Source organism: Marinobacter sp. W-8, from assembly GCF_044342215.1.
Taxonomy (GTDB): Bacteria; Pseudomonadota; Gammaproteobacteria; order Pseudomonadales; family Oleiphilaceae; genus Marinobacter; species Marinobacter nauticus.
Genome location: NZ_CP172297.1, coordinates 3,378,300 through 3,400,672 on the forward strand (window position 1 = coordinate 3,378,300; position 22,373 = coordinate 3,400,672).

The 22,373-nt window shown below is 58.6% G+C and carries 23 protein-coding genes and 1 other RNA gene; 19 read left to right on the forward strand and 5 right to left on the reverse strand.

Features of this window, described 5'->3' with window-relative positions:
* The first annotated feature begins 162 nt into the window (after positions 1-162).
* Positions 163-744 carry a DUF2796 domain-containing protein gene (locus ACF8YQ_RS15765; protein WP_396621945.1) on the forward strand — a complete coding sequence of 194 codons (582 nt, stop codon included), beginning with the start codon at positions 163-165 and terminating at the stop codon, positions 742-744.
* 4 nt (positions 745-748) lie between these two features.
* Here ACF8YQ_RS15765 and ACF8YQ_RS15770 read toward each other — a convergent pair whose 3' ends face one another.
* Entirely contained in the window at positions 749-1,264 is a 516-nt protein-coding gene (locus ACF8YQ_RS15770) for a DUF3299 domain-containing protein (RefSeq protein WP_014422699.1), read from the reverse strand.
* A gap of 69 nt (positions 1,265-1,333) precedes the next feature.
* Between ACF8YQ_RS15770 and ACF8YQ_RS15775 the strand changes: the two genes are divergently transcribed.
* The 6 genes from ACF8YQ_RS15775 to ACF8YQ_RS15800 all read left to right on the forward strand — a co-directional run bounded on the left by ACF8YQ_RS15775 (position 1,334) and on the right by ACF8YQ_RS15800 (position 4,824).
* Positions 1,334-2,047 (forward strand): ABC transporter ATP-binding protein, encoded by a 714-nt coding sequence (locus ACF8YQ_RS15775; protein WP_396621946.1) that lies wholly within the window; start codon positions 1,334-1,336, stop codon positions 2,045-2,047.
* Entirely contained in the window at positions 2,044-3,321 is a 1,278-nt protein-coding gene (locus ACF8YQ_RS15780) for an ABC transporter permease (protein WP_396621947.1), read from the forward strand. Before ACF8YQ_RS15775 ends, ACF8YQ_RS15780 begins: the two co-directional genes overlap by 4 nt.
* Before the next feature lie 118 nt (positions 3,322-3,439).
* On the forward strand, positions 3,440-3,646 hold the full coding sequence (locus tag ACF8YQ_RS15785; protein WP_011786845.1) for a TIGR02449 family protein: 207 nt from the start codon (positions 3,440-3,442) through the stop codon (positions 3,644-3,646).
* Positions 3,646-3,942: a cell division protein ZapA gene (locus tag ACF8YQ_RS15790; protein ID WP_094625425.1), complete on the forward strand. Its 297-nt coding sequence runs from the start codon at positions 3,646-3,648 to the stop codon at positions 3,940-3,942. The genes ACF8YQ_RS15785 and ACF8YQ_RS15790 overlap by 1 nt, the downstream gene beginning before the upstream one ends.
* 61 nt (positions 3,943-4,003) lie before the next feature.
* Positions 4,004-4,184: non-coding RNA, 6S RNA (gene ssrS, locus ACF8YQ_RS15795), on the forward strand.
* A 4-nt stretch (positions 4,185-4,188) separates the two neighbouring features.
* On the forward strand, positions 4,189-4,824 hold the full coding sequence (locus ACF8YQ_RS15800) for a 5-formyltetrahydrofolate cyclo-ligase (protein ID WP_396621948.1): 636 nt from the start codon (positions 4,189-4,191) through the stop codon (positions 4,822-4,824).
* Here ACF8YQ_RS15800 and ACF8YQ_RS15805 read toward each other — a convergent pair.
* Entirely contained in the window at positions 4,806-4,970 is a 165-nt protein-coding gene (locus ACF8YQ_RS15805; protein ID WP_022993092.1) for a hypothetical protein, read from the reverse strand. The genes ACF8YQ_RS15800 and ACF8YQ_RS15805 overlap by 19 nt on opposite strands.
* 150 nt (positions 4,971-5,120) lie before the next feature.
* Positions 5,121-6,656, reverse strand: coding sequence for a threonine ammonia-lyase, biosynthetic (gene ilvA, locus ACF8YQ_RS15810; protein WP_219194283.1), 1,536 nt, complete (start codon positions 6,654-6,656; stop codon positions 5,121-5,123).
* A 135-nt stretch (positions 6,657-6,791) separates the two neighbouring features.
* Here ilvA and rpiA point away from each other — a divergent pair, with 135 nt between their 5' ends.
* The 3 genes from rpiA (at position 6,792) to ppa (ending at position 9,380) form a co-directional block, all read left to right on the forward strand.
* Positions 6,792-7,469 (forward strand): ribose-5-phosphate isomerase RpiA, encoded by a 678-nt coding sequence (rpiA, locus tag ACF8YQ_RS15815; protein WP_396621949.1) that lies wholly within the window; start codon positions 6,792-6,794, stop codon positions 7,467-7,469.
* A gap of 146 nt (positions 7,470-7,615) precedes the next feature.
* Positions 7,616-8,755, forward strand: a complete 1,140-nt coding sequence (locus ACF8YQ_RS15820) for an acyl-CoA dehydrogenase family protein (RefSeq protein WP_014422706.1) — start codon at positions 7,616-7,618, stop codon at positions 8,753-8,755.
* 97 nt (positions 8,756-8,852) lie between these two features.
* Entirely contained in the window at positions 8,853-9,380 is a 528-nt protein-coding gene (gene ppa / locus ACF8YQ_RS15825) for an inorganic diphosphatase (RefSeq protein WP_014422707.1), read from the forward strand.
* Positions 9,381-9,467: 87 nt separating this feature from the next.
* Here the strand turns inward: ppa and ACF8YQ_RS15830 are convergent, their stop codons facing one another.
* Together ACF8YQ_RS15830 and ACF8YQ_RS15835 are read right to left on the reverse strand one after the other, a co-directional pair.
* A complete protein-coding gene (locus ACF8YQ_RS15830; protein ID WP_011786852.1) occupies positions 9,468-10,520 on the reverse strand; it encodes a DUF2333 family protein in 1,053 nt (350 codons plus the stop codon).
* A gap of 22 nt (positions 10,521-10,542) precedes the next feature.
* Positions 10,543-12,534 (reverse strand): EAL domain-containing protein, encoded by a 1,992-nt coding sequence (locus tag ACF8YQ_RS15835; protein ID WP_396621950.1) that lies wholly within the window; start codon positions 12,532-12,534, stop codon positions 10,543-10,545.
* Between the two features lie 213 nt (positions 12,535-12,747).
* Between ACF8YQ_RS15835 and ACF8YQ_RS15840 the strand changes: the two genes are divergently transcribed.
* The 9 genes from ACF8YQ_RS15840 to purH all read left to right on the forward strand — a co-directional run bounded on the left by ACF8YQ_RS15840 (position 12,748) and on the right by purH (position 22,363).
* Positions 12,748-14,361 carry a diguanylate cyclase gene (locus tag ACF8YQ_RS15840; RefSeq protein ID WP_226595933.1) on the forward strand — a complete coding sequence of 538 codons (1,614 nt, stop codon included), beginning with the start codon at positions 12,748-12,750 and terminating at the stop codon, positions 14,359-14,361.
* 255 nt (positions 14,362-14,616) lie between these two features.
* On the forward strand, positions 14,617-15,057 hold the full coding sequence (aroQ, locus tag ACF8YQ_RS15845; RefSeq protein WP_011786855.1) for a type II 3-dehydroquinate dehydratase: 441 nt from the start codon (positions 14,617-14,619) through the stop codon (positions 15,055-15,057).
* 26 nt (positions 15,058-15,083) lie between these two features.
* Complete coding sequence (gene accB, locus ACF8YQ_RS15850) at positions 15,084-15,554, forward strand: acetyl-CoA carboxylase biotin carboxyl carrier protein (RefSeq protein ID WP_121207727.1); 471 nt, start codon at positions 15,084-15,086, stop codon at positions 15,552-15,554.
* Positions 15,555-15,572: 18 nt separating this feature from the next.
* Positions 15,573-16,919 carry an acetyl-CoA carboxylase biotin carboxylase subunit gene (gene accC, locus ACF8YQ_RS15855; protein ID WP_011786857.1) on the forward strand — a complete coding sequence of 449 codons (1,347 nt, stop codon included), beginning with the start codon at positions 15,573-15,575 and terminating at the stop codon, positions 16,917-16,919.
* Between the two features lie 2 nt (positions 16,920-16,921).
* Positions 16,922-17,818: a 50S ribosomal protein L11 methyltransferase gene (prmA, locus tag ACF8YQ_RS15860; RefSeq protein ID WP_022993098.1), complete on the forward strand. Its 897-nt coding sequence runs from the start codon at positions 16,922-16,924 to the stop codon at positions 17,816-17,818.
* A 73-nt stretch (positions 17,819-17,891) separates the two neighbouring features.
* On the forward strand, positions 17,892-19,157 hold the full coding sequence (locus ACF8YQ_RS15865; RefSeq protein WP_222448642.1) for a DUF3426 domain-containing protein: 1,266 nt from the start codon (positions 17,892-17,894) through the stop codon (positions 19,155-19,157).
* A gap of 208 nt (positions 19,158-19,365) precedes the next feature.
* Positions 19,366-20,364: a tRNA dihydrouridine synthase DusB gene (gene dusB, locus ACF8YQ_RS15870; protein WP_011786860.1), complete on the forward strand. Its 999-nt coding sequence runs from the start codon at positions 19,366-19,368 to the stop codon at positions 20,362-20,364.
* Positions 20,361-20,678, forward strand: coding sequence for a DNA-binding transcriptional regulator Fis (gene fis / locus ACF8YQ_RS15875; protein WP_011786861.1), 318 nt, complete (start codon positions 20,361-20,363; stop codon positions 20,676-20,678). The genes dusB and fis overlap by 4 nt, the downstream gene beginning before the upstream one ends.
* A gap of 104 nt (positions 20,679-20,782) precedes the next feature.
* Positions 20,783-22,363 carry a bifunctional phosphoribosylaminoimidazolecarboxamide formyltransferase/IMP cyclohydrolase gene (gene purH / locus ACF8YQ_RS15880; protein WP_396621951.1) on the forward strand — a complete coding sequence of 527 codons (1,581 nt, stop codon included), beginning with the start codon at positions 20,783-20,785 and terminating at the stop codon, positions 22,361-22,363.
* Positions 22,364-22,373: the final 10 nt, after the last annotated feature.

Sequence of the window (22,373 nt, forward strand, 5' to 3'; positions counted from 1 at the left end):
GGTGGTGTACGTTCAGATACGCGCCGGGGCGGTGCCCCGACGAATACCGTATCCTAGCATTCTGGGGAAATCCTGGCACGAATACCCGGGCAGGCGGGGTTGCTTTTATCTTCACGTCAGACAAAAATGTTATAACATATCAGATATGGACAGGATGACCCGATGCGCAGATACGTTATGCCTCTCATGACCGTGGCACTGGCAAGCGCCGTACTGGCTCCGCTGCCCGCGGGCGCGGCCAACAACCCCAGCGCCCATCAACATGGCCACGCGGAGCTCCAGGTAGCCATAGACACCAACACCGCCGATGTCTTCCTTCGCTCACCCGCATACAATCTGCTTGGCTTCGAGCACGAGCCACGCACAGAGCAACAGCATCGGCAACTGGCGGATCTGGAGCAGTGGCTGATGTCGACCCCTCTGATTAACACTGAGGATGGCAACTGCAACGTGGAAGATGCCAGCGTTCACAGCTCGTGGCCCGAGGCGACCCGCCATCACAGTGACCATGCGCACGAACACCATGACCACGATCACGAGGACGGGCAAGCAAACGACCACAGCGATATCGAGATTACCCAATCACTGACCTGTGACGGACTTGCCGATCACCAGACACTGACCACACCGATGGTGAAGCACTTTCCGGCACTGGAACACCTGGATGTTCAGTGGATCGGCCCTGAAGGCCAAGGCGCCACAAGACTGGAAGCCGGCGACCAGCAATTCCGGGTTGGCCGCTGAACCGTTACTCGGTGTAAGGTTCTACCGACTGCGCCACCATGGAATAGGAGGAAGTGCCGAGATCATTCTCGGTTCGCTCAATCACCAGTTCACCCTCGATCCAGACCGGGTCGTATAGAGCCTCCAGGGTAAACCCTTCATGGTATTTTACGTGGATGATCTGGTTTGGGGGTGGTGGCGGCACATGGATGCAGGCGCCGTAGTAGGGCACCAGGAAGAACTCGAGAATGCGCATATCGTCCGTGGTTTTCAGAGGTACCACAAAGCCCGGAATCCGGCCCTCGACGTTGCCCATTTCCGGAACCACCCGCCCGGTCATGATTTCGTCCGGCAACAGGGGCGGGCCATCGCCCTCATGTTCGATTTCCGGCATAGTCTCGAGCAGCGCCAGATCTTCCGCAGGCATTAACTCAAGCCAGTCGATCTCCCGGGGCTCGGCACGGACCGCCAGGGAAACCAATAACAACAAGCCCAGTCCAAGACAGGCAAGCAGCTTGCGGGACAGAACATCAGTGAACATCAACACGGGTTCTCCAAAAAACCAGATCAGCAACCGGCGCCATCATACAACGGCGAGCACGATACGGATATGAACAGCAAGACGCGACAACCGCCGGACAGTTCCCGCCCGGACACTCTGGCCATCCGAACCCGGAATCTGCACTTCCGATGGCAAAACCAGGCTCGAGAACTGGCCTTCCCCGATATTCAGCTGACACGGGGTGAACACCTGTTCCTGCACGGCCCCAGTGGTACGGGTAAAAGTACGCTGTTGGGACTACTCGCAGGCATGCACACGCCCAGCCGTGGCAGCCTTCAGCTGCTGAATCAGGAACTGACCACCATGAAGGCCGGCGCCCGGGATCGACTTCGCGCCGATCATATGGGCGTCATCTTCCAGCAGTTCAACCTGGTGCCCTATCTGAGCGCTGTGACCAATGCACTTTTGCCTTGCCGGCTCTCAAATCTGCGCCATTCGCGTGCGATACCCTCCGCCACCGAAGCTGCCCAACACCTGCTGACACAACTGGGCATTCCGCAAAGCCACTGGCACCAGGGAGTGACCCGGCTATCGATCGGCCAGCAGCAGAGGGTGGCCGCCGCCCGCGCGCTGATCGGCGCTCCGGAGATCATTCTTGCAGATGAGCCCACGTCTGCTCTGGATAGCGACAATCGGGACCGCTTTCTTGAACTACTGCTAACTCTGGCCGCGCGCAGTAACAGCTCGGTTGTATTTGTCAGCCACGATCAGTCACTGGCCAGGCACTTTCATCATCGCATGGCCCTGGAGGTGGCGCCATGAACAAGCTCAAGCTCACCATCTTCCTCTCCGCCGCCAGTCTGTGGTACCGGCGCCGTGTACTGGCTCTCGTTTGCCTGACCCTGACGCTGAGCGTAACCCTGCTGCTTGGCATCCAGTACCTGCGCACAGAAATCCGACAATCATTCACCAGTACCATCAGCGGCACCGACCTTATCGTAGGGGCCCGCAGTGGCCAGCTGAATCTGCTGCTTTACACGGTGTTCCACATCGGTGATGCCACCAACAACATTCGCTGGTCCACCTATCAGTCCATGACTGAGGACAGCCGCATCGACTGGCTGATACCTATTTCCCTGGGCGACAGCTACCGCGGCTTTCGGGTTGTCAGCACCAACGAGCAGTTCCTGGCCCGCTTCCGCTATGGCAACGACCAACCGCTGACCCTGGCGAGCGGAGACTGGTTTTCTGACCTGTTTGACGTGGTGATCGGCGCCGGCGTGGCACGGCAGCTTGACCATAAACTGAACGACGACCTGGTCCTTTCCCATGGCGGTGGCCGCACCAGCTTCTCGAATCACAAGGACCTGCCATTCCGGGTATCCGGCATTCTCGCGCCAACCGGCACGCCCGTCGACCAGGCGGTTTACATCAGCCTTGAAGCCATGGAAGCCATGCATGTGGGCTGGGAATCCGGCGTGGCCATCCCGGGCCGGACCCTGTCGGCCGACCAGGCCCGTAACCGGGATTACACACCGGACACCATCACCGCCGTGTTCATTGGCCTGGACCGCCCGATCCTCACCTTCCAGGTTCAACGGGAGCTGAACCAGGCCCGCGAGGAACCTCTGTCGGCCATCCTGCCGGGTGTGGCCCTGAGCGAGCTCTGGCGGATGATGGGGCAATTTGAAAAAGCCCTGCTGGGCATCAGCGGCTTTGTCGTGATCACCAGCCTGGTGGGACTGATTGCGGTTTTGCTCACCCTGCAAGCCCAGCGGCAACGGGAGATTGCCGTTTTGCGAGCGACCGGAGCTTCACCGGGGCTGATTGTCGGCCTGTACAGCCTGGAGTGCGTCGGGCTTGCCCTGGCCAGTTGCCTGTTCGCCCTGCTGCTCGGCGCTGCCGCCATCGCCGGCCTCAGCCCCTGGCTACTGGAACACTACGGACTGCAAATCCGGCTTCGGCCGCTGGCCCGGGAGGAGTGGCTGTTACTGGTGGCAGTGCCGCTCTCTGCCCTGCTAGTGTCCGCCCTGCCCGCATTGAACACGTGGCGTGCTGGCCGACGGCAGGGGTTCGGAGCACAGGAACCCAACTAAACTGACGCAAAAGGTGACAGGCCTCACGACGGGCGCGCCATGACAATGCGGTAAATTGACCGGTCTGGCGCGCGCACTTATAGTAACTCTCATCAAAATCACTGATGTTGGGCAGGTCATGGAACAGTCCGAAGTACAGGCATTAGCGGACAAGCTGGACAAGCTGATTGAGCGCTGCGACAAGCTGGAGAAAGACAACGCCCTGCTAAGGGAGCTGCAGGACGACTGGAACCGGGAACGGGCCCAGCTAATGCACAAAAACGATCTTGCCAAAAACAAGATTGAAGCCATGATCGGCCGTCTTCGGGCACTGGAGCACCACTGATGTCACAGACCTCAACCACCGTGGAAGTCAGGATTCTCGACAAGGAATACCTGGTGGCCTGTCCGCAGGAAGAGCAGGAAGCCCTGCTGCGTGCGGCCCGGCATCTGGACACCAAAATGCGCGAAATCCGCTCCAGCGGCAAGGTGTTCGGTACCGAACGCATTGCCGTAATGGCCGCCCTAAACATCACCCATGAACTGCTGGAACGCGACACCATGTCGGACGCCACCAGCAGCATCCTGCGTGCCATGGATAACCGGCTTGATGAAGCGCTGGGAGAGCCTTCGGGCAACTGATCCGGAAAGAATCCGGAAACGGGGTTGCAATCCTCCCCGGCCCTGCCCGTATAATGGAACCAACTTCCTGGGCTGTTCGCTGGTCGGGTACGTCCTCGAGCCGATGCGCATTACCCAGGTGGCTACTTCAGGGCATTGTGAGCATGTCCCCCAAGAGGGAAAGCCTAATATGTCACAGCGGCCACCGACCTTGAACTTCTGGGTTCAAGGGCTACATCCGATAACGGCAGCCCGGGAAGCTTTATTTTGACTCAGTTTCAGCCGCCACAACCGTTTGAATCCCATCCCGATAAATTCTCCCGATCCGAATTACGCAGGCATTTGCGACACAAACGCCGGTCACTGACCTTCGAGCAACAGACGCAAGCCTCGGAAAACCTGGCCCTTAACCTGCTGAAGAACCCCGATCTGCATAGAGCCCGCCACATTGGCATCTACCTGGCCAACGACGGCGAAATTGACCCGTCCCTGTACATCGACCTGGCGCGTAAAAAAGGCATTCATTTCTACCTGCCCATTCTGCACCCGATCTACCCGGGCAAGCTGGTTTTCAGCGCCTATTTTGATGGCGTACAACTGACGGCAAACTGCTTCGGCATTCCAGAACCCCCGTTCCCGCGTTCAAGACGCAAGCCGGCCTGGGCACTGGATGCGGTGCTGTTTCCATTGGTGGGGTTTGACGAAACCGGAGGGCGACTGGGTATGGGCGGCGGCTTCTACGACCGAACCTTCGCGTTCAGCCGGATCAGGCCCTGCATGGCACCAAAACTGGTTGGCCTGGCCCACGATTTTCAGCGCGTGGAACAGTTGCCAATTGAGCCCTGGGATGTGCCTTTACACGGTGTGGTAACGGATAAGCGTTGTTACCGTTTCAGGCCCTGATTGGCAGACAGAACATAACCTACTGCAGATGCTTCGCGGTCGGCACGCTTGTCCTCAGACGCCTGAATGGACGTAAAACCCGTAATCACAAGGCCGACAGCAAAGATGAGCACAATGGCACGAATGATGTCAGGCTTGCTCCCCATTTCTTGGATTCCCGTTATTCTTTCATTCAATTGGCAGGAAAATCAGACGACTATTACTGATTCGCAGAATTAGACGAAAGACTAACACGTAACTTGATTTTTACAATTTTTGACAGATTACCGTTATGTAAGAGTTGTGGCGCTCCACCCTCAGGTGGAACGCCCGTTGCCTGCTCCCAAAAACAGCCGATAAGCCTCATTGTCAGTCATGTTTTCATAACGAAAGCCAACCTTGTCGAGCATCCTCTCAAAGTCCGCCACCTCATTGTCCTCAACCTGAGCGCCCAGTAGCACCCGGCTGTAGGCCGCACCATGATTGCGGTAGTGGAACATGGAAATATTCCAGCGCGTTCCCAGCGACATCAGAAACTTCAACAAAGCTCCCGGGCGCTCGGGAAATTCAAACTGGAACACCTTTTCATTGGTAATCGTCGGCGCATGGCCCCCGACCATATGGCGAATATGCTGCTTGGCCAGGTCGCTGTCGGTAAGGTCGACCACCGAGTAGCCGCTTTCCCGAAGATCCTGCACCAGTTCTTCCCGGCCATGTCCGCCAGCGGCAATCTGGATCCCCACGAAAATGGTGGCGTTCTGAGCATCCGCATAGCGGTAGTTGAACTCGGTGATACTGCGCTTGTGCAGCGCATTGATGAACGTTTTGAACGCGCCCGGTTTCTCCGGGATCGTTACCGCCAGAATCGCCTCGCGCCTCTCTCCCACTTCGGTGCGCTCGGACACATAGCGCAGTCGGTCGAAGTTCATATTGGCACCACTGAGGGTGGCGATCAGGTTTTCATCCTCGATCTTTTCCCGCTCGATGTACTTCTTGATACCCGCCACACCCAGAGCGCCTGCCGGTTCGGCAATGGAACGAGTATCTTCAAACACATCCTTGATGGCCGCACAGATCTCATCCGTGGACACTGTGATCACTTCATCTACGTGATCCTTGCAGATTTCCCAGGGATACTTACCGATCTGTTTGACCGCCACGCCATCGGCGAAGATGCCCACCTCATCCAGCACCACACGCTCACCGGCCTTCATCGCCGCCTGCAGGCAGTTGGAGTCTTCCGGCTCCACACCGATCACTTTGATTTCCGGGCGCAGGTACTTGATGTAAGCGGCCATGCCGGCAATCAGCCCGCCGCCACCGACACAGATGAAGATGGCATGAATCGGCTTGCTGAACTGCCACATGATTTCCATGGCTACAGTGCCCTGACCGGCGATAACGTCCGGGTCGTCGTAGGGCGGGATGTAGGTGTACCCGTGTTTCTGGATCAGCTCCTGAGCGTGGGCCGCAGCCTCATCAAAAGCATCACCCTTGAGAACCACTCTGGCACCGTGGTCGCGAACTGAGCGTACCTTGATCTCCGGGGTCGTCTGCGGCATCACGATAACGGCTTTGATGCCCAGCTTCTTGGCGGCCAGAGCCACGCCCTGGGCATGATTGCCAGCGGAGGCGCAGATAACTCCCTTGGCCTTTTGTTCTTCCGACAGCTGAGCAATCCGGTTGTAGGCGCCGCGAATCTTGAAGGAAAACACCGGCTGAAGGTCTTCACGCTTGAGCATAATATTGTTGCCAAAGCGCTTGGAAAGACTACGGGCTTCAGTCAGGGGTGTTTCGATGGCCACGTCGTAGACGCGCGCATCGAGTATCTTCTTGATATAGCGTTGCGGCATGATGATTCCGGTTGCTGGTGAGTGATCAGGAAAAACCCACAGTGTAGAAAGTTTGCACGCTTGCCGTCTATAAGCAGAGTTGCTGCAGGCGTATAATAGTGCCCAAATTCAACGCAAACCTCCGGGAGCCCCCCCATGACCCAGGACGAACTGAAACAAGCCGTTGCCAAAGCTGCAGTGGATCACATCGCCCCTCACCTGGAACCGAGCAGCATTGTCGGGGTGGGCACCGGCAGCACCGCCAACTTTTTCATCGACTACCTGGCCGAGTACCGCAACGACTTCGACGGTGCCGTCGCAAGCTCCGAGGCGACCGCTGAACGGCTGAAAAAACACGGCATCCCGGTGTATGACCTCAACGCCGTCAACGAAATCGAGTTTTACGTCGACGGTGCCGACGAAACCAATGAAAGCCTGGAACTGATCAAAGGCGGTGGCGGTGCCCTGACCCGGGAGAAGATCGTAGCTGCCGTCGCCAAGACCTTTATCTGCATCGCCGATGAGTCCAAGAAAGTCGGCATCCTGGGCGAATTCCCGCTGCCCGTGGAAGTTATCCCCATGGCCCGCAGCCATGTCGGCCGCGAGATTGTAAAACTCGGGGGCGACCCGGTTTACCGGGACGGTTTTGTCACTGACAACGGCAACATCATCATCGACATCCACAACCTGGATATCTCCCGCCCGCTGGTAGTGGAAGAAAAGCTCAATAACATTGTCGGCGTGGTCACCAACGGACTGTTCGCCCGCCGCCCGGCCGACCTGCTGCTACTCGGCACACGTGACGGGGTGAAAAGCATTGCCCGCGGTGCATAAACCCCTGTAAGGCACTCCGCCTGACAAGCTGGCCATTCGGGCCAGCTTTTTTATTGCCGGAACAAACCCAAACCAAGCGCTTGCTTGGTGACCGGGATTGCGCGACACTCACCTCATCGCAAAACAAGAACACAGGGAGCCAATCCGTGTCTGACTACTTCAACGAAACCCATGAACAGGTGCGCCAAACCGCCCGGAAATTCATTGAGACCCACGTACGGCCCCATATTGACGACTGGGAAGAAGCCGGTGAATTCCCCCGTGAAATCTATAAACTCGCCGGCGACGCCGGACTCCTGGGCATCGGCTTCCCTGAAACTCTGGGCGGCATCGGTGAAGGCGATATCTTTATGAAAGTCGCAGTTTCCGAGGAACTGATGCGATCCACCTCTGGCGGCTTCGTGGCCAGTATCGGCTCCCTGGATATCGGCCTGCCGCCGGTGGCCAAGTGGGCAAAACAAGACATTCGCGAACAGATCGTGCCGCCCGTCCTGCGCGGCGACAAAATCGCCGCCCTGGCCGTGACCGAACCCGGTGGCGGCTCCGACGTCGCCAACCTGAAAACCCGTGCCGTAAAAGACGGCGACCACTACATCGTCAACGGGAGCAAAACCTTCATCACCAGCGGCATCCGCGCCGACCATTACACCGTCGCCGTGCGCACCGGGGGCGAAGGCCACGGCGGCATCAGCCTGTTGCTGATCGACAAAGGCACACCAGGCTTCACCACCGGCAACAAACTCCGGAAAATGGGCTGGTGGGCCAGCGACACCGCCGAGCTCTTCTTCGAGGACTGCCGGGTACCGGCCGACCGCCTGATCGGCGCCGAAAACGCAGGCTTTATCGCCATCATGAGCAACTTCCTGGCTGAACGCCTGAGCCTGTCCGTCATGGCCTACATGACCGCCCAGATCGCCTACGAAGCCGCTCTGGATTACACCAGACAACGCCAGGCCTTCGGCCGCCCCGTTGCCGGCTTTCAGGTCACCCGCCACAAACTCGTTGACATGGCCACCCAGATCGACATCGCCCGGGAATACACCTACCGCTGTGCCGCACTGATGCAGGCCGGGAAAAACCCCATTAAACAGGTGGCTATGGCCAAGAACTTCGCCGTGGACGTGTGCGAAAAAGTCACCCGCGAGGCGGTACAGCTGTTTGGTGGTATGGGCTATATGCGGGAGTCGGTGGTGGAGCGGCTGTACCGGGATGCCAAGATTCTGTCCATTGGCGGCGGCACCACGGAAATCATGAAGGAGCTGATTGCCAAACAGATCAGGCTGTGACCAAGGTTTAGTTTCGAATGGCAAGAGACTTCCGTATAATTGCGCCCACTTTTTAAACGCAGTTAAACGAACCCTAACGTACCAGGAAGGATCGCACATGCAATTCGACAACATCCCCGCTGGCAAGAACCCGCCAGAAGACATCTACGTTGCCATCGAAATCCCGGCCAACAGCTCTCCGGTCAAGTACGAACTGGATAAGGACATGGGCGCCCTGCTGGTTGACCGTTTCATGGCCACTCCGATGTTCTACCCGGCCAACTACGGCTTCATCCCCCACACCCTGGCCGACGACGGCGACCCACTGGACGTCCTGGTGGTCACCCCGTACCCGGTGCAGGCTGGCTCGGTTATTCGTTGCCGCCCGGTAGGCGTACTGAACATGGAAGACGAAGCCGGTGGTGATGCCAAACTGGTGGCCGTGCCCCACGACAAGCTGACCCAGACCTACCACAACGTTCGTGAAATCGAAGACCTGCCGGAACTGCTGCGTGATCAGATCCGTCACTTCTTCGAGAACTACAAGACTCTGGAACCCGGCAAGTGGGTGAAAGTGCAGGGCTGGGACAACGCTGCAGCCGCCAAGAAAGCTATCGAAGACGCCATCAACGCCTACAAGGGCTGATCACGCTTCGAACATAAAAAAGCCGGGCAAGTCTAACGACTGCCCGGCTTTTTTGTGCCTGAGCCAAAGCTCAGACAACGGCGCTTATCAGCCCCGCGACAACAGGTCCCGCATATCACTGATCGCAGCATTCGCCCGTGACAGATAAGCCGCCATGGTCAACGAATGGTTGGCCAGCACACCGAAACCACTGCCATTGAGAATCACCGGACTCCACATGGAAGCCTGGGTGCCCTCCAGTTCGATAATGATCTGCTTTACGCTCGCCATGGCGTTCTTGTCCTGCAACACCTTCCGGAAGTCCACTTCCACCGCCCGGAAAATATGCAGCAACGCCCAGGCACTGCCTCGCGCCTCGTAAAAGACATCATCAATTTTGGTCCACGAGGTTTTGACATCCTCGCCACCGGTCTCTTCCGCCAGAGGATCATCCGGATTCAGATTAGCCACGGCATCCGACACCGACGCCTTGCCCACGCTCTCGCTGAGCGTACGGGACAAGCTGCCCAGCCGGGTTTCCAGATCCGCCAGCCAGTTGTTCAGGTTATCCGCCCGGGCAAAAAACTGGGCGTCCGCCTGGGCCGGATCAGACAGGCGATTCAAATAGCGCTTGAGCGCATTGATGCCACGCCGGTACTCGTTCTCGGTCGATGGAATGGCCCAGCTTTCACTGTCAAAGTGGAACTGGGGCTCTGCAATGGTCAGATCCGGGTCTTCCGCTGACTGGCTCTGGGAACGACTGATATCCTTACGCATCGCCCGGGAAAGATCCCGCAACTGCACGAGCACGCCATATTCCCAGTTCGGCATATTGTCCATCCAAAGACCGGGAGGCGCGATGTCGTTGGAAATATAACCGCCGGGCTTATCCAGCAATGTCTCGGCAATACGGATCATGGTGGCGGTGGTGGCAAAACCGGTCACCGGCTCCCTATCCATGGTGCTTGCCAGCGTACGGGTGTGATCACGTACAGAAAAGGTATCTGGCTCACTGCTCCAGTAGATACCCAGAACCATCGCAATCAGCAGGTAGACCACCAGCAAGGCAACCACCAACTTGCCAATGACACCGCTACCGCCGGTGTAATCCTGCACATCGTCTTTCTTGTCCCTGAAGTACTGTCTGATCTTGCCAGGCATAAGACTCCTGATCTCCTGTTGATTACGTGTCTGCGGCAAATGGTCTGCCAAGATGGTAGCCCATGGCGCCGTCAATACCCAGTCTACAGAGTACCGAGTATTCCGCCGCGGTTTCTACTCCCGTAGCGTACACCTTCACCCCCCGACTATGGGCAATACCCACAACCGACTCCAGCCAGAACCGGTTTTCATCATGACGGTCCAGGTTGTGGATGAAGCTGTGATCAATCCGAACGGCCCTGAACGGCAGCCGCTTGAGATAACTGAATGGCACGCCGCCCACGCCGAACCGGTCAACCAGCACCGGTACACCAAGCCGCGACAACTCTCTTACCAGAGAGCTGACGGCTTTGCGGTGATGCTGAATGGTCACTTCGGCAATACCGACCCACAAGCGCCCGGCTGTGCGCCCCGCCCGGGTAACCATGGTCAGCAGATCGTCACGGAAGCTATCAGACGCGATCGAATTACTACCCAGTGATACCGCCAGCCGTCGTTCCGGGTGGTGTTCAAGACACTCCAGCGCCCGGGTAAGCAGCATACGGTCGATATCGCTCACCAGCCCCAATCGCTCGGCCATGGGCACAAACAAACCGGCTTTCAGCGGCCCTTCTGCAGACTCAATACGGGAGAACACCTGATAATGGACCAGTGACTGATCGTCACCCTGCACCATTGGCTGGAGCCAGAGCGACAGGTTATCTTCCCGAATCGCCTGAGCAATAATGGTTCGCCAGGTCTCCATATTATGGTGGTTCTCAACGCCGGAATCGGGAAGCAACAGACTGCAGGACTCCTCCCGTTGTTGAGCGGTCCTGAGGGCTTCATCAGCGGCGGCCAACAAGGCTCTGACACCTTCATCGGGCCTCGCCACCGCCAGGCCCGCATGCACATGGGCATCCATCGGGGCGGAAAGGTCGGAGTAAATTCCATCCAACTCCTGCACCAGCTGCTCGGCCCAGATACGCACATCCGCTGCCGAAGCCCCGGGCACAAACACGGCGAATTCCGCGCCGGTTCTGCGCCCGGCGAAGGATTCAGCATGGCGGGCGACAAAGGCACGGATACCGGCAGCAACCTGGCGCAGCAATCGGTCCCCCTCGTCCCGGCCATAGGCCAGATTATAATCCGCGAAGTAAGCCAACTGGAGCATGATCAGAACACCGGGCGCCGATTTCTCTTCCGATTCCACTTCCACCTTCATGCGCTGGTCAAAGGCGCTGCGGCTTGCCAATCCCGTCACCGGATCTTCATTGTTCACACGCCGCAAATGCTGGATAAGCTTGCCTTGCCCCTCGAACAACTGGCCCAGATCATCCGCCATCTGGTTCATGGCTTCCGTCACCCGGTTCAGCTCCCGGGTGGAGCGAATACTCACTCGCTTCCGGAAATCCCGCTGGCCAAGGGCCCGCGCCTGGACCTCCACCTCTTTCAGAGGCTTCAATGTCCGCCGGAGTAGCAGAAACAGCCCCAGTAAACCTCCAATGTCGATCACCAGGGCGGACAGCACCAACCCCAGGGTAATACGCCAGAGATCGTCATAGGCCCGGCCCGGATGACTCACCACACGCACCTTACCCAACCGGCTCCAGCCCCTGACCACCTCCGCTTCCGCCTCCGGCAAGGGCAGCGCAGCCAGGGAGACAAACCACTCCGGTGCACGATTAGCCTGCAGTGGCATGCGCCGACCGGCAATCACCTCGCCATCGTGCCCCAGGTACTCAACCGCCAGATAGCGGCCACTGTCGAACACCGCATCGATCAGTGACGCCGAGGCGACCGGGTCAGCGCCGTCAATGGCATTGGACAGCGAAAGCCCGGTTGCAGTGGCTCCATCGCGAGCATGAGCCGCCAGCTGATCGGCAACATAGTCCCGGAAATAGCCATAGCTGGTCACGAACGCAACCACCAGCGTGAGCGTCAGCAGAGTGCCAGCGAATAGCAACAGCAAGGTCTGCAAGGTAATTTCCCCTCGCTGCCTGCGGTTATAAAAGTTGTCGAGCATCCCTGCCATCACATCGGGGCTCCATCAGAGAAACGAGTATCAGGTTAGCTGTGACCCGGGCCGCAGAGTTGACAAACATTTACATAGCGCAACCTACGCCCACAACATTAAACACTATAGACTCTACACAAGGACCATAAAGCCTCTGTATAACTCATAAATGGCAAAAATTCGCGCAGACGGATATCGCGATCAACAATTGGACAGACAGGCCGGAGCACCATGAACGACGAAAGCCAGAAAGAGAAACTCAGGCAGCATTTCGCCCGCCGTGTCACCACCCAGGCCCGGGTGGTGCTTGATACCTGGCAGAAAATCCGCGACGACCGCAGTCAGGCGCCAGCCCACCGGGACGATCTGACCGCCGCAGCCGACAAACTCGTTCGTTATGCCCGGCGTTTCGAAATGGACAGCCACGCGGCTGCCGGCGAGCTGATCCTGTCCCTGTTGACCGACTGGCATCAGGACACCCCCCTGGACGATGCCAAAGCCAAGGCCCTGGAAGATGCCACCGAAAACCTGCGCCTATCCACCCAGCGCCGCACCGACCAGGACACTTCCAGCGCACCCCAGCAGTATCGTCGCACGCCAGTTTATATCGCCCTGTCGAACGAAGAGATGGCCTCACGACTGATCCGGCAACTGGAATTTTTCGGTTTTCGCGCTTCCGCCTTCAGTGCATCAGCAGGCCTGATTGAGGCCTGTGCGCTCAGCAAACCGGAAACCATCCTGATGGATGTAAGCTTCGGCGGCAGAGATAATGACGGCATTGCGACCGTGGAACAGTTACAGGAGCAACACGACACTCCGATCCCCATCATTTTTGTCAGCGACGAGGATGGCAGCATTGAAACCCGGTTACGGGCCTCACGCTGTGGCGGGGAGGAATTCTTTTACCCGGCGGTGGATCCTGGCCAGCTGATTGAAAAAATCGAAACCTATACCCACGGCAACACTGTCGAGCCCTACAAGGTGCTGGTCCTGGACGATTCCCGGGCCCAGGCCAAATACATGGAAACGGTATTGAAAAAGGCGGGAATGACCGCTCACATCATCACCGATCCGATGCAGATCATTCATGCCCTGGAGGAGTTCTCACCAGAAATCATCATCCTGGACATGTACATGCCCGGCTGCACCGGCATGGAGATTGCCCGTGTCATCCGCCAGCAGGATCGTTTCCACAGTGTTCCCATCATTTACCTGTCGGCGGAAGAGGACGTCAGCAAACAGCTGCACGCCATGAGCCTGGGCGGTGACGACTTCCTGACCAAGCCCATCGATCCCAAGCACCTGATTGCGACCCTGCACAACCGGGGTCGGCGGGCCCGCTCACTGCTGGCACTGATGATCCGCGACAGCCTGACCGGCCTGTTCAATCACACCCACACCCTGCATCTGCTGGAGCAGGAAATCGTGCGTGCGCGCCAGAAAGATCAGCCCATGTGCTTTGCCATGATCGATATCGACTTCTTCAAGAAGGTAAACGACACCTTTGGCCACCCGATTGGCGACCGGATTCTGCGCAGCCTGTCCATGTTCCTGAAACAACGTCTGCGCAAGACCGATCATATTGGCCGCTACGGTGGAGAAGAGTTCGCCATCATCCTGCCGAACACCCGCCCGGGCGATGCCCGCAATGTCCTCAACGAAATTCGTGAGCGCTTCTCCGAGCTCACCCAGCAGGCCGGCGACCGGGAATTCAATGTCACCTTCAGTTGCGGTATTGCCGACTGGCAGGGTGAAACCGCCCAGGCCCTGTGCGAGCGCGCAGACCGCGCCCTGTATACCTCCAAGGAGCACGGCCGCAACTGCGTGACCCTGGCTGAGACCTGACCTTCCGGGCCGGGCAATCGCCCGGCCCATGAAACCAATGTCGAATACCGACATTCACCGCCATGATCAACAATGATTGTCATCAACGAAATGTCATCGCGTGACAGCAGGTTGCTGTGTAACCTTTTCAGAGCAATGGACAACCGGCAGGATTGTCAAAAAGTGTTGATCTGGGGATAACAAGCACGCACCATTGGGGTAACGTGCCGTCATCTTCGGCGATCCTGTTAAAAAACCATCAAGGCAGACAGAACCATGTCGACCATTCTTGTGCTCCACGGCCCGAACCTGAATATGCTCGGAACCCGAGAGCCCGAGGTCTATGGCCACGAAACCCTGGCCGATATAGACGACCGCTTGCGCAGCAAGGCGGCTGAGAAAGGCCATCATCTGTTACACCTGCAGTCAAACGCGGAATATGAATTGATAGAAAGAGTGCATGAAGCCAGGGCTGAAGGGGTGGATTTCATCATCATCAATCCCGCCGCCTTCACCCACACCAGCGTGGCCCTTCGGGATGCCATGCTGGCGTCGGGCATTCCCTTTATTGAAGTGCATCTTTCAAACGTGCATGCGCGGGAACCTTTCCGCCATCACTCTTATTTTTCAGATATCGCCGAAGGCGTTATCTGCGGGCTGGGCAGCCAGGGCTACGATCTCGCCCTGAAGGCAGCCCTGCAACGAATTCACCGATAGAACACAGAAACGGGACTGGAACAGTTATGGATATTCGCAAAATCAAGAAACTCATTGAGCTCCTTGAGGAATCAGACGTCGAAGAACTGGAGATCCAGGAAGGCGACGATTCGGTTCGCATTTCCCGCCGTCGCGAGCCCGCCGCCGGTGGACATTACGTCAGCCATTACGCGGCACCAGCCCCCCAGGCCGCTGCCCCGGCTCCGGCACCCGCGGCTGATGCCGCCCCGGCTGCGGAATCCTCGGCTCCGGCAGCCCCCTCGGGGCACGCCGTGAAATCCCCGATGGTTGGCACTTTCTACCGTGCGCCGTCCCCCACCGCCAGCTCCTTTGTTGAAGTGGGCCAGAAAGTTAACGTGGGTGACGTGATCTGTATTGTTGAAGCCATGAAGATGATGAACCAGATCGAAGCCGACAAGGCCGGTACCGTTACCGAAATCCTGGTCGAAAATGGCCAGCCGGTTGAGTTTGACCAGCCCCTGGTCGTCATTTCCTGAATTCGGTGATTGCTAACCATGGCCATGTTAGAAAAAGTTCTGATCGCAAACCGCGGTGAAATCGCCCTGCGTATTCTCCGCGCGTGCAAGGAGCTGGGCATCAAAACCGTTGCGGTACACTCCCAGGTAGACCGCGACCTGATGCACGTTCGCCTTGCCGACGAATCTGTCTGCATTGGCCCAAACAGTGCCACAGACAGCTACCTCAATATCCCGACCATCATCAGCGCCGCTGAAGTGACCGATTCGGTGGGCATCCACCCCGGGTACGGTTTCCTGGCCGAGAATGCCGACTTCGCTGAGCAGGTCGAGAAAAGCGGTTTCCGCTTTATCGGCCCCCGTGCAGAGACCATCCGCCTGATGGGTAACAAGGTGTCCGCCATCGAAGCCATGAAAAAGGCCGGCGTACCCACAGTTCCCGGCTCCGACGGCCCGCTGACGGACGACGACGAACGCACCCTCAAGCTGGCGAAGCAGATTGGCTACCCGGTGATGATCAAGGCGGCCTCTGGTGGTGGTGGCCGAGGCATGCAGGTGGTGCACTCTGAAGCCGCCCTGCTGAAAGCAGTACAGATCACCCAGAGCGAAGCCAAGAATGCCTTCGGCGATCCCACCGTGTATCTGGAGAAGTTCCTGGAAACCCCACGCCACGTGGAAGTCCAGGTTCTGGCCGACATGCACGGCAACGTCATCCATCTGGGTGACCGGGACTGCTCCATGCAGCGCCGCAACCAGAAGGTCATTGAAGAAGCGCCGGCGCCAAACATCAACCAGGAATCCCGCGAGCGAACGCTCAAGGCCTGCGTGGATGCCTGCAAGGAAATCGGCTACGTCGGCGCCGGCACCTTCGAATTCCTGTATCAGGACGGCGAGTTCTACTTCATTGAAATGAACACGCGGGTACAGGTTGAGCATCCGGTCTCTGAGATGGTCACTGGTGTGGACATTGTGCGCGAGCAGCTGCGTATTGCCAGCGGTCTGCCACTGCAATACAGCCAGGACCAGATCCACATTTCCGGCCATGCCATTGAATGCCGGATCAACGCCGAAGACCCGAAAACCTTCGTGCCCAGCCCTGGCAAGATCAGTCATTTCCACGCTCCTGGCGGCAACGGCATCCGCGTGGATTCCCACCTTTACAGCGGCTACACCGTACCGCCGTATTACGATTCCCTGGTGGCCAAACTGATTACCTGGGGCGACGACCGGGAGATCGCCCGCCGGCGCATGAAGAATGCGCTGGACGAAATGCTGGTCGAGGGCATCAAGACCAACCAACCCCTGCATCGAAAACTGGTACGCGATGGTGGCTTTAAACAGGTAGACTTCACCATCCACTACCTTGAGAAACTGATGCGGGATTAACCATGCCCTGGATACAACTCCAGATTCCAGCTGATCCGGACACTGCGGATCAGCTGGAAGATCTGTTAATGGAAATGGGCGCCGATGCCGTTTCCATGGAAGACGCCGCCGACCAGCCGCTGTACGAGCCCGACCCGGGCACCACCCCCCTCTGGAGCCAGACCACCGTCACTGGCCTGTTCCAGTCTGATCGCAATATCGAACAGTTACTGGCGGAGATTCGCGACGCCTGGCACCAGCAGACCCAACAGTCTTTGGCCGACATTGACGTTACCCTGGTGGAAGACAAGGACTGGGAGCGGGCCTGGATGGACGACTTCCACCCGCTGCAGTTCGGTGAACGCCTGTGGATTGTGCCCAGCTGGCACGAGGCGCCAGACCCGGACGCCGCCAACCTGTTGCTCGACCCCGGCCTGGCTTTCGGCACCGGCACCCACCCGACCACCGCGCTGTGCCTGGAATGGCTTGACGGCCAGGATGTCGCGGGCAAGCAAGTGACCGACTACGGTTGTGGCTCCGGCATTCTGGGCCTGGCCGCCCTGTTACTGGGGGCAGAACATGTCGTTGGCGTCGATACCGATCCCCAAGCCCTGGAAGCCAGCCGTGACAACGCCCGCCGGAATGGCGTTGAAGATAACCGCCTGGATTTGTACCTGCCCGGCAACGATCCGGACACCCGAGCCGATATCATGTTGGCCAATATCCTTGCCCAGCCGCTGATCGGCCTGGCACCGAGACTGGCCGAACTGACCAGGCCCGGCGGGGATCTGGTACTGTCCGGCATCCTGTTCAATCAGGCCCGTGACGTGATGGAAGCCTATGAGCCCTGGTTCATCATGGACGAACCGGAACAGAAAGAAGACTGGATACGCCTCACAGGACGGCGCAAGGACGGATGACGACACAGGCGTTTATGTCTAAACTGCCTCCATCGTAGTGATCGACCAGAGATCGAGCTTTCAGGAACGAAGCATGACCCAGAGCAGCCTGCAGACCCAATGCCCCAACTGTGAGACCCGTTTCCGGGTAACAGACGAACAGCTGAGCGTCGCCAGGGGCAAGGTACGCTGCGGGAACTGCATGAAGATTTTCAATGCGGTCGAACACCAGGTGGTCTCTGGCAAAGATAATGCTGGGGCCCGCCCGTCGCCCTCATCATCTGGCTCTGAAACCGGAGCACCCAGGCCCGGCCGGTTCGACGATGAAGAGGAACTGATCTTTGCGGACAACCCCGAGGAAGATGCCACCGAAGGCCGCTATGCCGGCAGCAAACTGACGTTCTCAGATGATGAGCTCAGCGACAGCTTCCGCAATTTCGACGAGCCCGAGGAATCCGGCTTCAGCGACGACGACCTGACGCCGGAAAACCAGAATATCGACGAGAGCTGGGCCGAAGCCATGCTCAACGACGACGAGCCCGCGAAGCCATCGGCTCAGCCAGAATCAGCGAAGCCTCAGCGCCCTGCCCCGGCGCAGCCCGAACCGGAACAGGAATCGCCTCAGACGTCCCCTGCTGCCGAAACACGGCCGGAGCCGCTTCGCCGTGAGGACAGCGAGTCCGATGAAACAACCCTACCCGCCAAGGAGACCTCTTCAGCGGAGCCGTCCACGGAACCGGATATCACGGACCTCAGCCTGGCGGATGACGATCGCGTGGGCGACCCGATTGTCAGCCGTACCCGCAAGCAAGCGGCGCCAGACACCCTCTACCATGACCTGCGACGGGATCCTGTATCCGTCGGTAACGGCGGAGGCCGGCTCAGAACCGTATTCTGGGCACTGGCGGTGCTGTCCCTGTTGGGCGTACTGATTGCCCAGGTTACCTGGTACCAGTTTGACCGGCTTTCTGCCATCCCCCAGCTCCGACCGTTCTACGAGAAGGGCTGCGAGATTGCCGGATGCGAACTCAAACCCCTGGTGAATGTCGAGGCTATCCAGAGCCGTAAACTGGTGGTGCGTACCGACCCGGAGAACCGGGATCAACTCATTGTCGATGCCGTGATTCTCAACCGCGCCGGCTTTGAGCAGCCGTTCCCGGCGATAGCTCTGACCTTCTCCAACCTCAATGGCGATGTGGTGGCCCAAAGCACCTTTACGCCAGAAGAGTACCTGGCCGGTGAGGCCGCAGAACTTGCCAGCATGCCGGTAGAGACGCCGGTGCGGATCGCCATCCGGATACGCGACCCCGGACGGGATGCCGTCAACTACAACCTGAGCTTTCGTCCCTGGGCGCCTTGATGCGAATCAATAGCCTTCGGGCCGACAGTTGACAGCGCAAAAGTCAACCAGAAAGCGCGAAAAATAATCAATTTTTTAACGCTTTCGCCCCTTCAATCAGCTTGCCCCCGGCGGTATCATTACCGCCCTTCGGAGACCGGAGCGGTCAGAAATTGAACAACCGCTCCAACCGAATTTTGCTTAACCCGCTGTGACACGGACTCAGATCATGCTGCCAACGGCAAAAATCGGGCCGTACACCCTGCCCAACCCGCTGATTGTTGCACCCATGGCCGGTGTAACCGATCGCCCTTTCCGGCTTTTATGCCGGCGAATGGGGGCCGGGCTGGCGGTATCGGAAATGGTCATAGCGGACAGCAAGCTCTGGCATACGCGTAAATCCCGGACTCGCCTGAATCACGAAGGCGAACCGGAGCCCAGATCGGTCCAGATCGCCGGCGGCGACCCCGAGATGCTGGCCGATGCAGCCCGGCAAAACGCTGAATTCGGTGCTCAGATCATCGACATCAACATGGGATGTCCGGCCAAGAAAGTCTGCAACAAGGCCGCCGGTTCGGCCCTGATGAAAGACGAGAAGCTGGTGCGGGAAATTCTGGAAGCCGTGGTGAAGGCGGTAGATGTGCCGGTGACCCTGAAAATGCGAACCGGCTGGGACAGAGACAACCGCAATGCTCCGGTCATCGCCAGGATGGCGGAAGATGCCGGCATTCAGGCTCTGGCCGTACACGGCCGTACCCGCGCAGACAAATACAACGGCGACGCGGAGTACGACACCATCGCAGAGGTCAAGGCCAGCGTTGGCATTCCGGTATTCGCCAACGGCGACATTACCACGCCGGAGAAGGCCCGGCAGGTACTCAGCCATACCGGTGCCGACGGCTTGCTGATTGGCCGGGGTGCCCAGGGCCGGCCCTGGATTTTCCGGGAGATTCTTCATTATCTGGAAACCGGAGAGCACCTGCCACAACCTCCCATGGATGAAGTGGAGCGGATTCTGGCCGGGCACCTGGAAGAACTGCACCGTTTCTACGGCGAATTGATGGGCGTGCGTATCGCCAGAAAACACGTGGGCTGGTATCTGCAGTCCCATGATGACAGCAAACAGTTCCGACAACGCTTCAACGCCATCGATGATGCGCTGGAGCAGAAAGACAGCATCGCACAGTATTTTGCAGGCTTACGAAATGGAGAGGTATTCGCAGCATGACCGCTGAGACTTTGGCAAATCAATCCCTAAGCACCCCGGCCAACGATGATCTGCATCAGTTGCACACGGTAAACCACAGCGGCAACAGCGTCACTCTGCGTGACAGCGTAGAAGTTGCCCTGAAGAACTACTTTGAGCAACTCGATGGCGCGCCGGTTACCGACGTGTACCAACTGGTACTGTCAGAAGTGGAAGCCCCGCTGCTGGAGCAGGTGATGAAATACACCCGCAACAACCAGACCAAGGCCTCCACCATGCTCGGGCTGAATCGCGGCACCCTGCGCAAGAAACTCAAGCAATACGGTCTGCTATAATCAGACCTGACCCCACAAGGGCCTCCCGGATGCGTTCGCGAGGCCCTTGTTATTTGCACCCAGGCTTACAATCCGGCTTATCTGACCAGCGAAGAAAGTGACCCATGGCAAACCAGGCAAACACCCCCGTCCGTCGCGCCCTGATCAGCGTGAGTGATAAAACCGGCATCGTCGATTTCGGCCGTGCCCTCACCGAACGCGGCGTCGAGCTGCTCTCCACCGGCGGAACCTTCCGCCTGCTCAAGGAAAACAACGTACCGGTCACCGAAGTGTCCGATTACACCGGTTTCCCGGAAATGATGGATGGCCGGGTCAAAACCCTGCACCCGAAAATCCACGGCGGCATTCTGGGCCGGCGTGGCACCGACGATGCCGTCATGGCTAAGCACGGAATCAATCCCATCGACATGGTGGTGGTGAACCTGTACCCGTTCGAGGACACCGTGGCCAACCCGGACTGCGACCTGGCCACCGCCATCGAGAACATCGACATCGGCGGCCCTACCATGGTTCGCGCCGCCGCCAAGAACCACAACGATGTCGCCATTGTTGTGAACGCCTCCGACTACAGCCGGGTTCTGAAAGAGCTGGCGGACAACGACGGCGAGCTGACCTACAGCACCCGCTTCGATCTGGCCGTGAAGGCCTTCGAGCACACGGCCGGTTATGACGGTGCCATCGCCAACTACCTGGGCGGCCGTACCCCGGATAACGACAACGCCGACTTCCCCCGCACCTTCAACGCCCAGTTCGTGAAGGTTCAGGACATGCGTTACGGCGAGAACCCGCACCAGCGCGCTGCCTTCTACGCCGAGCGCCACCCGAAGGAAGCCTGTGTGGCCACCGCCAAACAGCTTCAGGGCAAGGAACTGAGCTACAACAACGTGGCGGACACCGATGCGGCGCTGGAATGTGTGAAACCCTTTGCCGACCCGGCCTGTGTCATCGTCAAGCACGCCAACCCCTGTGGCGTGGCCATCGGTGCCGACATCCTGCAGGCCTACGACCTGGCCTTTGCCACCGACCCGACATCTGCCTTTGGTGGCATCATCGCCTTTAACCGGGAACTGGATGCGGCGACGGCTAAAGCCATCGTGAACCGTCAGTTCGTGGAAGTGATCATCGCCCCGAGCGTAGCGCCGGAAGCGGTCGAGATTGTGGCCGCCAAGAAGAATGTACGCCTGCTGGCCTGCGGCGAGTTCGACGGTGAACGCGCCCAGACCATGGACTACAAGCGGGTGACCGGTGGCCTGCTGGTGCAGGATCGTGACCTGGGCATGGTAGCTATGGAAGACGTGAAAGTGGTCACCGAGCGCCAGCCCACCGAACAGGAACTCAACGACCTGCTGTTCGCCTGGGAAGTGGCCAAGTACGTTAAATCCAACGCTATCGTCTATGCCAAAGCCGGCCGCACCATCGGCGTCGGCGCCGGCCAGATGAGCCGCGTCTACAGCGCCAAGATTGCAGGCATCAAAGCCGCCGACGAAAACCTGGAAGTGAAGGGTTCCGTCATGGCCTCGGATGCGTTCTTCCCGTTCCGTGACGGCATCGACGCCGCGGCCGAAGCCGGCATTACCGCCGTGATTCAGCCCGGCGGCTCCATGCGCGACCAGGAAGTGATCGATGCCGCCAACGAGCATGGCATCGCCATGGTCTTCACCGGCATGCGCCATTTCCGTCACTGATCAAAGAACT

Excerpts from the sequence above, each read along its gene's own strand:
- ACF8YQ_RS15765 (WP_396621945.1), top strand. The coding sequence starts at position 163 with ATGCGCAGATACGTTATGCCTCTCATGACCGTGGCACTGGCAAGCGCC.
- ACF8YQ_RS15770 (WP_014422699.1), bottom strand. The coding sequence starts at position 1,264 with ATGTTCACTGATGTTCTGTCCCGCAAGCTGCTTGCCTGTCTTGGACTG.
- ACF8YQ_RS15775 (WP_396621946.1), top strand. The coding sequence starts at position 1,334 with ATGAACAGCAAGACGCGACAACCGCCGGACAGTTCCCGCCCGGACACT.
- ACF8YQ_RS15780 (WP_396621947.1), top strand. The coding sequence starts at position 2,044 with ATGAACAAGCTCAAGCTCACCATCTTCCTCTCCGCCGCCAGTCTGTGG.
- ACF8YQ_RS15785 (WP_011786845.1), top strand. The coding sequence starts at position 3,440 with ATGGAACAGTCCGAAGTACAGGCATTAGCGGACAAGCTGGACAAGCTG.
- ACF8YQ_RS15790 (WP_094625425.1), top strand. The coding sequence starts at position 3,646 with ATGTCACAGACCTCAACCACCGTGGAAGTCAGGATTCTCGACAAGGAA.
- ACF8YQ_RS15805 (WP_022993092.1), bottom strand. The coding sequence starts at position 4,970 with ATGGGGAGCAAGCCTGACATCATTCGTGCCATTGTGCTCATCTTTGCT.
- ilvA (WP_219194283.1), bottom strand. The coding sequence starts at position 6,656 with ATGCCGCAACGCTATATCAAGAAGATACTCGATGCGCGCGTCTACGAC.
- rpiA (WP_396621949.1), top strand. The coding sequence starts at position 6,792 with ATGACCCAGGACGAACTGAAACAAGCCGTTGCCAAAGCTGCAGTGGAT.
- ppa (WP_014422707.1), top strand. The coding sequence starts at position 8,853 with ATGCAATTCGACAACATCCCCGCTGGCAAGAACCCGCCAGAAGACATC.
- ACF8YQ_RS15830 (WP_011786852.1), bottom strand. The coding sequence starts at position 10,520 with ATGCCTGGCAAGATCAGACAGTACTTCAGGGACAAGAAAGACGATGTG.
- ACF8YQ_RS15835 (WP_396621950.1), bottom strand. The coding sequence starts at position 12,534 with ATGGCAGGGATGCTCGACAACTTTTATAACCGCAGGCAGCGAGGGGAA.
- ACF8YQ_RS15840 (WP_226595933.1), top strand. The coding sequence starts at position 12,748 with ATGAACGACGAAAGCCAGAAAGAGAAACTCAGGCAGCATTTCGCCCGC.
- aroQ (WP_011786855.1), top strand. The coding sequence starts at position 14,617 with ATGTCGACCATTCTTGTGCTCCACGGCCCGAACCTGAATATGCTCGGA.
- accB (WP_121207727.1), top strand. The coding sequence starts at position 15,084 with ATGGATATTCGCAAAATCAAGAAACTCATTGAGCTCCTTGAGGAATCA.
- accC (WP_011786857.1), top strand. The coding sequence starts at position 15,573 with ATGGCCATGTTAGAAAAAGTTCTGATCGCAAACCGCGGTGAAATCGCC.
- prmA (WP_022993098.1), top strand. The coding sequence starts at position 16,922 with ATGCCCTGGATACAACTCCAGATTCCAGCTGATCCGGACACTGCGGAT.
- ACF8YQ_RS15865 (WP_222448642.1), top strand. The coding sequence starts at position 17,892 with ATGACCCAGAGCAGCCTGCAGACCCAATGCCCCAACTGTGAGACCCGT.
- dusB (WP_011786860.1), top strand. The coding sequence starts at position 19,366 with ATGCTGCCAACGGCAAAAATCGGGCCGTACACCCTGCCCAACCCGCTG.
- fis (WP_011786861.1), top strand. The coding sequence starts at position 20,361 with ATGACCGCTGAGACTTTGGCAAATCAATCCCTAAGCACCCCGGCCAAC.
- purH (WP_396621951.1), top strand. The coding sequence starts at position 20,783 with ATGGCAAACCAGGCAAACACCCCCGTCCGTCGCGCCCTGATCAGCGTG.